The sequence below is a fragment of the Seleniivibrio sp. genome (assembly GCF_021209385.1).
In the GTDB taxonomy this organism is placed as follows: domain Bacteria; phylum Chrysiogenota; class Deferribacteres; order Deferribacterales; family Geovibrionaceae; genus Seleniivibrio.
Map to the genome: position 1 here is coordinate 1 of NZ_JAJOIL010000037.1, position 13,022 is coordinate 13,022.

Sequence of the window (13,022 nt, forward strand, 5' to 3'; positions counted from 1 at the left end):
CGGCGGCAACGGCGGTACAGGAGGCAACGGTGGAAACGGTGGTAAAGGCGGAGACGGCGGAATCATCACACTGATATACAATCCTTCCAGCCCTCAGCCTCTTGTTGTTGCAGATCCGGCAACATCAGGACTTGCCGGCGGCGCAGGAGGTTCAGGCGGTTCCGGCGGTGCAGGCGGTTCCGGAGGACAAGGCGGCGCAGGAGGATCAGGAGATCCTAACGGCAGTCTTGGAAGTGCAGGAGCCGGAGGCCCATCCGGTGCAAAAGGTCAGGCTGGCACAGCCGGAAAACCGGCGGTTGTAAATATTACACCGAAAGCCGTCTAGGAGATGAAAAATGGCTATGTTCAACGGTTCAGGAACAAATGGCAATAACGGACAGGATAAAAACACCCCTCCGCCTCAGAAAGGAACATCTCCACAGCCTGCAAAGGCAGGCGACGGGAGCGACTCTCCTAAAGACTCTTGGGGCGAGTATAAACAACGCGGAGGCACAGGCGACAAAGGAACGAACGGCAGCACAGGTTTAACCGGAGACAACGGTTATAACGGAGACAACGGAACTGACGGCACAAGCGGCACCACTATGGTCATCGACGGACGCCGTTATACAGGTTCGATCACTCTGAATTTCGCCGGAGGTAACGGCGGCAACGGCGGATGCGGCAGTCGCGGAGGTCAGGGCGGAAACGGTCAACAAGGCGGCGATGGCGGAGACGGCGGTCAGGGTACAAGTCAAGGCATAGGCGGAAACGGTGGCACCGGAGGCACCGGAGGTAACGGCGGCACAGGCGGAAACGGAGGCAACGGCGGCAACGGTGGAAACGGTGGTCAGATATCATTGATATACGACCAGAACTCTCCACAACCTCAGGTACAGGCATCTCCCGCCACAGGTCTGTCCGGCGGAATCGGAGGAGCCAGCGGTGCCGGTGGAAGCGGCGGAATACCCGGCAATGGCGGCGATGGCGGAAATCAGGGTGTTGTCCAGTCAACACCACCGAATAAAGGCAGTTTCGGAAACACAGGCTATCCGGGCGCACAAGGTAAATCCGGTATTCCAGGAGCTCCCGGCGCGGCAGCCAAAGTATCTTTAATCCCGGGCGGGGGCTGATAAATTGTCTCAGAATTCAATAATAGAGAAAACATCCGGATATGTGGCGGCTTTTGAGGAATCGTTAGCATCTTCATACGCGTTTAACGATACCCAGAAAAAAATCTGGGATATTCTCACAAAAGCCGCTTTTGAATCGGAAAGCCGGATATTTACCAGAGAACCATCTCTATTTCATGACGGAACTCCGTTGGGCACATCACTGTGCCTGACGGAGGCACCGTTCCGGATAAGGGCTCTCGCGGAAATAGGCGTGTGCAACAGCCTGCTCTCCGAACAGATAGACGACAGTCTGCGGACATTAATAGACATTTATGAAACCCTTAACTGGCGTAAATCTGCATCATCAATAAACTGGTTTTGCAGCAATATCTTCCCGGAAGACCCGACAAAACTTGAAAATTGGTGGGGCGGAATGTGGCTGGGTGTTGTTATGGGCGAAAACAGCAAAACTGAGCTCCGGCTATATTTTAACCTGAGAAGCGGAAATCTGCAGAACAGATGGGAAAAGATAATGAAAACACTGGAACCTTTCGGAAATTTTGCGGATGAAGCATTCAGAAAAGCATCTATAGACTCAACTGCCGTTCCCGCCGGACTGGGAATCGTCTTTTCAGATGACGAACTTAAAGGCATACGGCTATATCAGGGACTAGAGAAAACAGGCTCAGAACAGATAGCTGCCTTTCTACAAAAAACTGCACAGACACTGGACTGGGAAAAAGAAATAAATGAACCGCTGCGCAAACTTGAAAATCTGTTCGGATTATCAGCACCACAGAGCATAACTGTCTCCCATGACATAAAAGTGACGGATTCCAGACTGGAAAACAGGATTTCACGCGTTAAGGCAGACATAAACTGTACCCGCTACACCAATGTTAACGCAGACCTTTTTGAAGACTGGATTCTTTCGGCTTTAGACAGCAAAGGGCAAAAAGCTATACAGAATTTTGCACAGCTTCACGCTCAGCAATTCGGAGGTGCCTCACTGGATTATTTCAGTCTGGGAGCGCAAAAGAACGGAAGCCATCGTACCGTTTATGTTAAACCATCAGGACTGGCATATAGCTGTGAATGATAAAAATATCACAGCATCAGCAACTAAAGCTGCTGATTTTTTGATAAAAAAGCAAACGACGGAAGGTTTCTGGCACGACTACGATCTGGTTGTCGGCAGCAGCAGAGCGTGGACAACGGCATATGTGGCGAAAGCACTGACAGGGTTTGCCGCCGACGCACTGTGCATAAAAAAAGCCTGTAAAGCGCTCTTAAGAATAAAAAGCGAATCCGGCTGGGGCTATAATCTTGTAACGTCAGAAGACGCAGACACAATATCTTTTTGTCTGCGTTTTCTGAACGCTGCAAATGATAAAGTACAGCCAGAGACGGCAAAATCACTTTTACAGCCTTTCATAGAAAACAATGGTAATGTTAAGACCTTTTCCGGAATACAATTCGGTTCATGGAGTACAGAACACCTTGATGTAGCGGCGTCTGTGGGATTGGCTCTTGCTGAATGTGCTGAAGAAGAATTAACAGAACTGATAGCACAACGCATCCATAAACATATAGTAGACAATGACAGACTTAATTCATTCTGGTGGGTATCTCCGGTTTATACACCAAGCATAACACTTGAGTTTTTCAGTCAATGGGATAAGAAACACAATTTTTCAAAAGCGGCAGCACGGCATTTCAGATCATCTGTATTCAGTCTCAAATCAGTAATGGACAAGGCTCTTTTTATAAAAGCAGAATATTACGCTGCACAAATAAACGGAGAAAAACTGCATACGGACAAATTGAAAAAAATTATAAAAGAAATCATTGTATGTCAAAATCCTGACGGTTCATGGAATCCGTCCGCAATAATGAAAATCCCCAGACAATCAGCATACGACCCGGACTTCACTCTCGCTCCTGATCTGTACCGACTTATGACCACTGCAACAGCAATGGAATCAATCATGCTCATTTCCAATCAACAATAAAAACCAGTTCTCTATTTTTTAACAACAAGACAATAGCGTAGCCAAAAAAGCCCTGATATGATATTAATGTTCGTTGCAATTGGAGGGAGAATGGGGATACTCAGCGACAAAAAGATAGGGATTGCGCTTTCCGGCGGAGGGATAAGAGCCATCGCATTTCATGCGGGCGTGGTTCAGTTCCTTGCTGAAAATAATCTTATGCGCAAGATAACAAACATTTCATCCGTATCAGGCGGCAGCCTGTTCACAGGTATTGTCTTTCATCTTTCCGGAAACATGTGGCCGACAGCCCCCCAGTTCACTGAAAAAATACTCCCCAGACTGCGATACCTGATGACCTCCACCTCGTTACAGCAAGCCAGTATGTCCGCGCTTATGAAACCTTCAAACTGGAAAAATATCCTGTACAAAAGAGGAATTGTCATTGCCCAGACTATAGAGTCTCTATGGGGGATCGACTCGGTTCTCGCCGATCTGCCGCAAACACCCGTATGGACAATCAACGGAACAAATGGGGAGAACGGACAGCGGTTCCGGTTTAAGAACGAAACAATGGGCGATCACAGAACCGGATATGCCTCCGCAAGAATGTTCAAAACCGCCAAAGCAATGGCTATCTCTGCGGCATTTCCTATCGGCATAGGTCCCATAGAAATTGATACATCGAGATACAGATGGGAAAAAGAAACATTTAAAGGTTCCGGTGTGAAAGAGCGCGTCAAACCGGAATATAAAAAACTTCACATCTACGACGGCGGACTATATGACAACCTTGGCACCGAAACGTTCTACAAGGTTGGCGAGCAGGATGTTCAGCTCAACACAAAGGACGTTGATTTCGTGATAATTTCAGATGCAGGCTCGCCGTTCATAGAGACCCCGCTTTCAGACGCCTTTTCACTGCGCCGTGCGAATAAACTGATAGATATTCTCATGGAACAAAGCAGGATTCTGCGTGTGCGTTCGTTCATGAACTTTCTAAGAAACAACGGCAACTCGGGAGTTTATCTGTCGCTTTCCGACAGCGCTCTTCTTTCATACACTTCAAAGGGTGAAGACCTCACCGTCAGCGAAGTGACTGCCGCAAGACAGTTTCCCACATCCCTTGACCAGATGACAGGATTTGAATTCGATTCGCTGGTCAAATGCGGATATCAGGCGGCAGCACTCAATATCGAAAAATACCTTAACGGCAACTGATATCCCCTATTTCTTATAAACAATAAGTTCCAAACGGGCGCTTATGTTAAACCTTACGATACCTTTATCGTCGGTAAATCTTTGCAGTTCGCTCTCGATATCGTTTTGAAGCGCAAAAACCTCACTTATCTCCAGCTCATCCTGACAGTATGTCACAGCCTCTTCAAATGTCATCTCTTTCGGACGCACTTCGTCAAAGACCTCTGAATAATAGTCTATTCCGTTATCATCCAACCATTTGCGCATATTAAAAGAATTGTTGAACACGCGCGGTTTCACCTGACTTTTGCCGACCATATATTTTATAGGTTCAACATCTCTTTTTCCGCCCCACCCCAGATAGATAACCGCTTCTTTAGCACAGTCGCGAACTTTCTGATAATCTTCTGGGAGCTGTACAGCGGGTGTCATTGTAGAAACGGCTATATCCCACTGTCTGCCCTCTGTGTTGAACGTATCCCACGGGTTGTTGATTATCTCTATGTTTGAGCATCCTTCTGCAGCCGCGTCCTGTTCAAGGATAGAAAGCATCTCTTTGGATATATCCACTCCTGTAACGCTTTCCGCTTCTTTTGCAAGGCGTATTGTGTAAACGCCCGTTCCGCAGCCCACATCCAGAAGCGACCTGCCGCTGAAATCAATTCCTGCCTTTTTCATGGAACCTACTATACGAGCCTCAATACAGTCATTACAGCTGCTATATCTCGGATAAGAGCCGGACTTCTTTTTCCATCTGTCCAGCATGTATTTATGATCTCTGCCGTTACCTCTTGCCATCTCGCCCCTCCCTCATTGTAAAATATCTGACATAATACATATCCGAAAAAATTTTAAAGATAAAATATCGCTCTGTATTTTTACAATATTCGCTTCATTATTAATACGTTATTTTCATTCTCAATAGACATTGGCTCCACACAGTCAGCCGCACCTTTAACACGTTATTCACCCGTTCATCTGTTTTTAACCATGTTGACACTCTTAATATTTGTAATATATAAGGTTCCTTAGAACGATATACAATTTATTATATAACGCATTATAAGGGGGCAGATCTTGAGGAAAACAAAGAAACCGGAATTGGTCACGTCGTCTTCAAAATGGGAAAAAGGAGCGGTTGCCGGAGGTGTATGGGGAACATCCGAAATGTCTCTCGGGTCACTGCTTCACAACCTTCGGATACCTATGAAAGGTTACATATTGACCTTCATCGCGATTGTCCTTATGTCGGGAATAAACGTCAGATGGCGGCAGAAAGGTCTCTTTTACAGAGCCGGTCTCTCTTCCGCGCTGCTTAAGTTATTTTCTCCCAGCCCGAACTTGATTGTCCCCGCCATCGCCATATCCGCAGAAGGGTTTCTCATGGAACTTGGCACGCGCATCGGAGGCAATAACCCCATAGGCTATGCCATAGGCGGCGGGCTTGCGCTGATATGTACGATACTGCACAAATTCATACGCGCTTTCATGATGTTCGGTCCGAACATATACATTCTATACGAAAAATTTTTTGAAGGAACGGTCGGTCTGGCAGGCTTGAAGCAGATAGATCCGATATGGGGCATAATCGCTCTTCTGATGATATATTTCATCTGCGGCGTTATCGCATCTGCAATAGGCTCCTTCACCGGACACAATCTTGAAACAAACATCAGAACAATAACATACGCAGAGAAAATCCCGTCATTTAAACCCGAAAAACAGAAAGCGGCAGCGGCATCAAATTTCAAACCTTCGCTGGTCTGGCTCACTCTGGCATTCATCGTAATTTTCGTCGGACTTGTATTCATGCACTCCTATCCGTCGATAATACCTTTCCTCGGCATATACTTCATATTCGCGGCGATAAGATATTCAAGGTCGTTGAAACGGCTCCTAAATCCGAAATTTTTTATTCCCGTTCTTATCATATCTTTCCTTTCGGGTGCGTTCATCTATGCGGGCGACAGCGGCATGTTCAGCGTTAAAGCCATATCCGGCGGTCTTGCAATGGTGTTCAGAGCGTGCCTTATGACAATAGCTATCAACGGTATACTGAATGAATTCAAACATCCCAGAATTGCCGCCGCAATCCGCAGAAGATACGGTGACAAAATGGACAGAACCATGGAGACTGCGTGGGAAACAAACAAAGCAATGGGATCCGTTGTAACGAAAAAAGACATAAGAACAAGTCCAATGAGTGCTTTAAAACAGATACTCATCACAGCCGACAATATGCTCGATGACATTAAGGCAGAGGTCGTCATTGTAACAGGCGGAGTGGACGCTGGCAAAACATCATTCATGGTAAAAGAAACTGAAAGACTCAAAGCAGATTTCAAAGTATGCGGTTTCGTCTGCAAAGCTAACGTTTATTCAAATAAAAAAGACGACTACAGACTGACAGACCTTGTTTCGGGCGAGGAAATCCCTTTCTGTAAGCGAAATACAGAGGGAACGTTTGATTTTTCCGATGAGGCTGTCGGCAAAATGACGGAAAAGGTCTTAGCTGACGCACAAGATGCCGAATACGTTTTCATAGACGAAGCCGGCAGACTGGAAACAGGCGGCGAAGGATGGAACGGACTGATAACGCAGCTTCTTCGCAAAAGAATAACCCTTGTTATGGCAGTCCGCGATGTTTTCGTTGACGACATTCTGGATACCTTCGGCATAAAGCGCGTAAAAGTGATTAAAGCGGGGAATTGATTATTCCCTCAGAAAAGCATATATTGTTTATATGCAAAAAGACAGAATTGTTAACTTTATCAGCCGGTTTGTAAAAAAACAGGCTGAACGTTGCACAACATCATGGGGTGAACCGCTGGTGGGGTTTGCGGATGCTTATCATCCGGAGATACAGAACCTTAAAAACAGGATATCACCCGCCCACGGACTTCCGCAGGAAGTGTTGCCCGACGCAAAGACGGTGATAGTCTACTTTGTTCCCTTCACAAAAGAACTTGCAGATACAAACAGACACTTGGGAGAGCTTGCCTCTCCCGAGTGGGCTTTGGCATACGAAGAGACAAACGCAATGTTCAAAGAACTCAATTCCGCTCTGATAAAAGAACTGGAATCAATGGGGTTCGCAGGTCGGGTCGCCCCGCAGACATCAACATTCGACACCAATACACTTATAAGCGGATGGTCGCACAGGCATTTCGCATGGGCAGCCGGACTGGGAACGTTCGGCATAAACAACATGCTGATAACAAAGAAAGGATGCTGCGGACGCTACAATTCCATCGTAACAAATGTTGAGACTGAACACGGAAAACCTCAGACAGAAGAGAACTGTCTTTATAAAAGAAACGGAAAATGCGGCGTATGCATGAAACGCTGTCCTTCGGGGGCGCTTACACCTGAAGGGTTCGCGAGACACAAATGCCAGGAGATACTTCTCAAAAACGCCGCCATCTACAACAGCTTCGGCACTTCATACACTGACGCCGACGGAAACTCAGTCAGCAGCGGAAGCGACGTATGCGGAAAATGCGTGGCAGGGGTTCCATGCTCCTTTACTTCTTTGTAAAAACTGAAAAAAAGATAAGTCCGCCGCAGAGAATGAATCCTGCGAAACCGTACATCACTTCAAAACCGAAATGACCGCCGACAATACCGAGAACTATCGCACCAGTGGTGATGCCGACATCCATAAAAGATGTGAAAAACGCCAGCGCTCCCGCCCTTTCATGCGGCTCTGTCTTATCAACAACATACGCCGACAAAGCCGGCATAAAGGCTCCGAATCCAAGCCCGAAAAGTGCGCCGATGAACGCCAGCATATAGACATTTGAAAGAAACGGCAGACAGAAGGTTGCCACAGCCAAAATAAACAGGAACGGAATTATTACTTTTCTTCGTCCGTAGATGTCTGAAAGTTTTCCTGCCGCAACCCTGCTTATAAGAGTAAAAACAGCATAAACAGTGAAGAATATACCGAAATCCGCCATTCCCTTTTTCGGGGCATAGACGGGCAGAAACGTTATCACTGTTCCATAGACGGTGGATGCGCTGAAAAAAGTTATTGAAGCAACAAGCACAGGTCTTTTCAGCCCGGCTTCAAAAATACCTTTCTTTCCGTCATGTTTCTCCGGTCTTCTGTCATCCAGCATAACAAGCGAAAGAAAAGAGAGCGCCGCTGTTATCGCTGACAGAGTGAAAAGGTAATTAAAATCGTGAGTAGCCGTTATTATTCTGCTACCCCATGCGGGAAAAAGCGCCATGGCAAATACATTCGCCACACCGTATACCCCCATGACCTCGCCCCTGCGCTGAACAGGCGCAATATCGGCAACATAAGCAAAAGCCGCCGCCAGATAACATCCGTGAGCTACACCGTGAAACAGACGCAATATATAAAGCGGAACTATGCCTCCCGCATGTGCATAGAAGACAAAAAGAAAAGTAAACAGCCCTGACCCTAAAAGGAGAAATTTTTTACGCCCGTAGTTATCTGCAAGTTTACCGAAATAAGGTCTTAAAATTACGGATGAAAGTGTAAAAAAACCAACAACGGCACCGATCTGTCCTGTTGTTCCGCCGATATCCTGAACAAACTGCGGGATCGTCGGCAAAAGCAGATAGAAACTGCCGAAATAAAGGAATCCTGAAACACATATCAGAACAAAATTCTTAGAATAAAGTTTGAAATCACTCATTTCCGCCTCAAATGGGTCGTATTTTCTATCATTGTATTTTCCTGCAAATTTGTCAAAAGATTAATTCAAGAAAAAATATTGAATTTAATAAAAATATTGCTTTTTTTCTTGTAAAAGTTAGTTTTTATAGATAGCAAAAACAGGCCATATTTCAATTTATTGTATTTTTTGCAATTTTTAATGTCGCTTTCAACGCCCGGTCTGATAACACCACCTCAGTGGCGGATTATGTTCCGGGGCGTTAACGCACCGCGGCGGATTTCCATACAGCCTTTAACCTTTTCACTGAGGTTCTGTTACTCATAGATGAGATGGAAACCAGTGAATTTTCCAAGCAAAAGTACATTATAAATGTATCTGAATAAGGATCAGACAAGTAAAAGCTTAAAACATATTCTTTGATAGAAATTCTTCTTTAATATTCGCAACTTAATATTCAATTCAGTGGAAATTACTACAAAAACATGATAAATATATAATTATAATGTTTTTGGGAATGGCAATATGAACTCTCTTTTCAGCAGCCTCAGATACCGGATTCTTGCATTCACAGCGCTATTAATGTCTGTGGCTGTCTTTATTCTCATTTTCAGTACATATTCAAAACTGCGCAGTGACATCATCAGCAAAAATGAAGAAGCGTTCAATATGTTCGGCAAGATATTCGAGACCGAACAGGAAACGATGATAAGGCAGTTCTCGCTTGGTCTTGATACCCTCACAGACAACCAGACGCTTGTGGAAAGATTCGCCAGAAGAGACCGCGAAGGGCTCGCAAAACTTGTAGACAATATTTACGACACAAGGCTCAAACACCTTTACGAAATAGATCAGTTTCAATTCCATATCCCTCCGGCAATAAGCTTTTATCGGGTACACAGTAAGGAAAACTACGGAGACAATCTTGAAGCTTTCCGCAAAACCGTTGTTAAAGCCAATCAGCAAAAAACAATGGTTGCGGGTATTGAAATGGGCAGAAGCGGTCTCGGACTGCGGGTTGTCAAACCTGTATGGTATAACTTCGATTCTGTGGGTACAGTTGAATTCGGCGGCAGTATAGAAAACATACTCCGCACAACCAAAACCTGCACAGACATTGAGTATGCCACCGCAGTTTATAAAAAAACTGCTGAACAGGTAAAATTCTTTCAGGATTCATCCTCCTGGCTGCGCCACAACGACCTTCTGGTCTATGATTTTTCATCCGACGAAACCAGAAAAATCGTTGAATCGGGTCTGATGGAGAAAGAGGATATCACCAGATTTGACGGCAAATTTTATATGACACATAAAATGCCGCTATACAATTATTCTGCGGAACAGATAGGCTGGCTCTTCCTGGTCAAAGACACCAGCAAAGAGGTTACGCAGATGTATTCCGCCTTAACAAAGCAGGCGGCTGCAATAATAGCATACGGACTGTTTGCGCTGGCACTGGTATCCGGCTTCATGATAAAAGTTATTTTCAGACCCATAGAAAACATTGCCGATCATGTGACCAGCAATGAAATAACCATTGAAAATGAACCGAAACTGCTCTCGTTCAATGAAAACACGGAAATAACCGTCCTTGCGGAAGCGTTCAATAAACTGAGCATGAAGCTTTACAGTAACCTGTGGGAACAGAGCAGACAGATTCACGCCATTGAGGACATAAACAAAAACCTGGAAAACACCATAAATAATCGCACAAAACAGCTTGAGGATGCCAATCAGAGGCTTGAATCGGCTCTTGATAACTATAGATATATAAACGATGCCAAAACCGAGTTTCTTACAGACATGAGCCACGAGATACGCACGCCGATGAACGCCATAATAGGTCTGAGCTACCTCGCTCTGCAAACCGGACTTAACTCAAAACAATACGAATATGTGAGCAAGATACATTCATCCGCCACACTGCTTATGGAAATAATTAACGACATACTGGACTATTCCAAGATAGAAGCCGGAAAACTGGAACTTGAAAACATCAGCTTCAATATCATCGACCTTTTAAAAAGCATAAAGGACATCCTTGAAGTTCAGGCGGAAAAGAAAAAGATAATATTGAAACTTGATATATCCAAAGACGTTCCCGCGTATGTGAAAGGCGACCCCACAAGAATTATGCAGGTGCTTTCCAATATCGGTTCCAATGCTGTTAAATTCACTGATAAAGGCTCGGTTGTGATATCTGTTGACTGTACCGAATCAAACATGGCATACAGCACAATAAGATTCACCGTCAAAGATACCGGAATAGGCATACCTGCAGACAAAATAAATAAAATCTTCTCATCCTATGAGCAGATATCCAAAAAAACATCCAGAAAATACGGCGGTTCAGGTCTCGGTCTGTCAATATGCAAAAAAATTCTCGACAAAATGGGCAGTTCTGTCTTTGTGGAAAGCGAACAGGGCAAAGGAAGCACCTTCTCCTTTACTCTGAAAATGAAAAACACGGACGTTACAAGCACCGAAGAGCTGAAAGAACGCAGCAGCATATTGAAAAACAAAAGAATACTGGTATCTGAAAACATGCCCTCTGAACACGGAAGCATCTCATCCATATTCAGAGAACTTCAGGCTGACGTGGTCTCTGTGGACAGCAATATCGAGCTTATAAAAACACTTGGCAGCAATATAAAAAGCGACGGAAAACTGGGGTTTGATCTGATCATTCTTGAAAACCGCATGCATGACGATTCGCCGCTTGAAGTATTTGAAAAACTTGAAACAGATATGGGACTTATGCCGCCTGTGATATATATCAGCAGCGAACATCCGCTGAGAGACACCGGACTCAAAATAACAACTCTGGCAAAACCGGCATCTCCCACTCTTCTTTTCCACTCGGCAGTGACCGCTGTAACAGGTGAAATGTCCAAAGGGGAACTGCCGGAAATCCTGAATGCCAGAGAAACAGGTCATTCCATACATGTCCTTGTGGCAGACGACAACAGCCTTAACCGTGAAGTTGCCGGTGAATTCATGCAGATGCTGGGCATAAGCGTCAGCTTTGCGGAAAACGGCAAAGAGGCTGTAGAGGCTGCAGAGAAGGAAATTTTTGACGCAATTTTCCTCGACATAATGATGCCGGAACTGGACGGATATAGCGCAGCCAGGATAATACGCGAAGGTTCGCTGAACGCTGATACCCCAATATACGCTATGACGGCAAGTGTCATAGACGAGGACAGGCTGAAAATGAAAGCTGCGCTTATCACGGGAGCTATCGGCAAACCGCTTAAGATAAACGAGATATCCAAAGCTGTCACAGAGGCTGTAAGAATAAGTTCAGCAAGAGTTGCCGGATCACAGATGTACGACCCCGGCGGTCATGTGGATTTCATGACAGGACTGGGCGGTTTCGGTGGAAACGAAACGCTTTTCATCAAGGCATTGCAGGAGTTTCTGAAAGCGGCAGATACCATCCGCAGAGAGATAACAGCAAATCCGGACACAGGGAAGCTGAGCGATATTTTCCGGTCTTTAGGTTCATATGCAGAAAATCTTGCCATGCCGAAACTGGCGCAGACAGCAAAAAATGCCGAATCAGCGGTGGCTGCCAATAATGTTAAAAATACTATAGACTCGGTTACCCTTTTGTTGGAAGAACTTAACAGAATCATTAAAATAGTTTCGGAAAATCTCAAAAATATAGCCTGAAATGGCATCCTCGTTGCTTCACATTATCCAATCTTTCATCAGGAGGAAAGAATGGACACTGAGGCATTTTTCAACAAAAATGAAGACGAAAGGATAAAGCAGCTTACAGGCATAGCAAATCTGCATATTTCCATTGCCCGCGACCTCTTGACCACGGACAGACCACTCAGCAGAGAAGAGATGGAAAGTCTGCTCAATCTGCTTATAACAGCGAATGAAGCAAAACGGCTTGCACAATCATTAAAAGAGGATCCGAATGTCAGAAAAACTGCTTAACTGAAAGTCCCGCATTTATATTTTCAGCGGGACTTAATTAGCGTCCTAACTACTCTTATACCTCTTTTCAAAAGCCATAAGACAGGGCTTGCTCTTTATAAAATTATCATGTACAGTCATGCCCATAGTTATTATTATTT

General features: G+C 45.1%; 10 protein-coding genes and 1 pseudogene. 9 read left to right on the forward strand and 2 right to left on the reverse strand.

From position 1 onward, the window contains the following. The 5 genes and pseudogenes from LRY47_RS12155 to LRY47_RS12175 form a co-directional block, all read left to right on the forward strand. Positions 1–325: pseudogene (locus LRY47_RS12155) on the forward strand (hypothetical protein); the annotation flags it as partial. A 10-nt stretch (positions 326–335) separates the two neighbouring features. Continuing rightward, the gene (locus tag LRY47_RS12160; RefSeq protein WP_295225818.1) at positions 336–1,112 is read left to right on the forward strand and encodes a hypothetical protein; all 777 of its coding nucleotides are present in this window, start codon (positions 336–338) and stop codon (positions 1,110–1,112) included. A gap of 4 nt (positions 1,113–1,116) precedes the next feature. After that, positions 1,117–2,193, forward strand: coding sequence for a hypothetical protein (locus LRY47_RS12165; RefSeq protein ID WP_295225820.1), 1,077 nt, complete (start codon positions 1,117–1,119; stop codon positions 2,191–2,193). 40 nt (positions 2,194–2,233) lie between these two features. Continuing rightward, positions 2,234–3,106 (forward strand): hypothetical protein, encoded by an 873-nt coding sequence (locus LRY47_RS12170; protein ID WP_295225822.1) that lies wholly within the window; start codon positions 2,234–2,236, stop codon positions 3,104–3,106. A gap of 90 nt (positions 3,107–3,196) precedes the next feature. Beyond that, positions 3,197–4,306, forward strand: a complete 1,110-nt coding sequence (locus LRY47_RS12175; RefSeq protein ID WP_295225825.1) for a patatin-like phospholipase family protein — start codon at positions 3,197–3,199, stop codon at positions 4,304–4,306. A gap of 6 nt (positions 4,307–4,312) precedes the next feature. Here LRY47_RS12175 and LRY47_RS12180 read toward each other — a convergent pair whose 3' ends face one another. Further along, on the reverse strand, positions 4,313–5,083 hold the full coding sequence (locus LRY47_RS12180; RefSeq protein WP_295225827.1) for a class I SAM-dependent methyltransferase: 771 nt from the start codon (positions 5,081–5,083) through the stop codon (positions 4,313–4,315). 279 nt (positions 5,084–5,362) lie between these two features. Here LRY47_RS12180 and LRY47_RS12185 point away from each other — a divergent pair, with 279 nt between their 5' ends. Both LRY47_RS12185 and LRY47_RS12190 read left to right on the forward strand, forming a co-directional pair. Then, positions 5,363–6,997: a nucleoside-triphosphatase gene (locus tag LRY47_RS12185; RefSeq protein ID WP_295225829.1), complete on the forward strand. Its 1,635-nt coding sequence runs from the start codon at positions 5,363–5,365 to the stop codon at positions 6,995–6,997. A 31-nt stretch (positions 6,998–7,028) separates the two neighbouring features. Continuing rightward, on the forward strand, positions 7,029–7,823 hold the full coding sequence (locus LRY47_RS12190; RefSeq protein ID WP_295225830.1) for a hypothetical protein: 795 nt from the start codon (positions 7,029–7,031) through the stop codon (positions 7,821–7,823). On the opposite strand, the gene LRY47_RS12195 is transcribed toward LRY47_RS12190, so the two are convergent. Then, positions 7,810–8,952 (reverse strand): MFS transporter, encoded by a 1,143-nt coding sequence (locus tag LRY47_RS12195; RefSeq protein WP_295225832.1) that lies wholly within the window; start codon positions 8,950–8,952, stop codon positions 7,810–7,812. The two genes, LRY47_RS12190 and LRY47_RS12195, sit on opposite strands and share 14 nt — an antisense overlap. A gap of 567 nt (positions 8,953–9,519) precedes the next feature. On the opposite strand from LRY47_RS12195, the gene LRY47_RS12200 reads away from it, so the two are divergent. Together LRY47_RS12200 and LRY47_RS12205 are read left to right on the forward strand one after the other, a co-directional pair. Next, positions 9,520–12,606 carry an ATP-binding protein gene (locus tag LRY47_RS12200; protein WP_295225834.1) on the forward strand — a complete coding sequence of 1,029 codons (3,087 nt, stop codon included), beginning with the start codon at positions 9,520–9,522 and terminating at the stop codon, positions 12,604–12,606. Between the two features lie 51 nt (positions 12,607–12,657). Next, positions 12,658–12,882, forward strand: a complete 225-nt coding sequence (locus LRY47_RS12205) for a hypothetical protein (protein WP_295225836.1) — start codon at positions 12,658–12,660, stop codon at positions 12,880–12,882. The last annotated feature ends 140 nt before the right edge of the window (positions 12,883–13,022 follow it).

Coding starts and splice junctions, on each gene's coding strand:
- LRY47_RS12160 (WP_295225818.1), top strand. CDS start 336: ATGGCTATGTTCAACGGTTCAGGAACAAATGGCAATAACGGACAGGAT.
- LRY47_RS12205 (WP_295225836.1), top strand. CDS start 12,658: ATGGACACTGAGGCATTTTTCAACAAAAATGAAGACGAAAGGATAAAG.
- LRY47_RS12195 (WP_295225832.1), bottom strand. CDS start 8,952: ATGAGTGATTTCAAACTTTATTCTAAGAATTTTGTTCTGATATGTGTT.
- LRY47_RS12175 (WP_295225825.1), top strand. CDS start 3,197: ATGGGGATACTCAGCGACAAAAAGATAGGGATTGCGCTTTCCGGCGGA.
- LRY47_RS12180 (WP_295225827.1), bottom strand. CDS start 5,083: ATGGCAAGAGGTAACGGCAGAGATCATAAATACATGCTGGACAGATGG.
- LRY47_RS12190 (WP_295225830.1), top strand. CDS start 7,029: ATGCAAAAAGACAGAATTGTTAACTTTATCAGCCGGTTTGTAAAAAAA.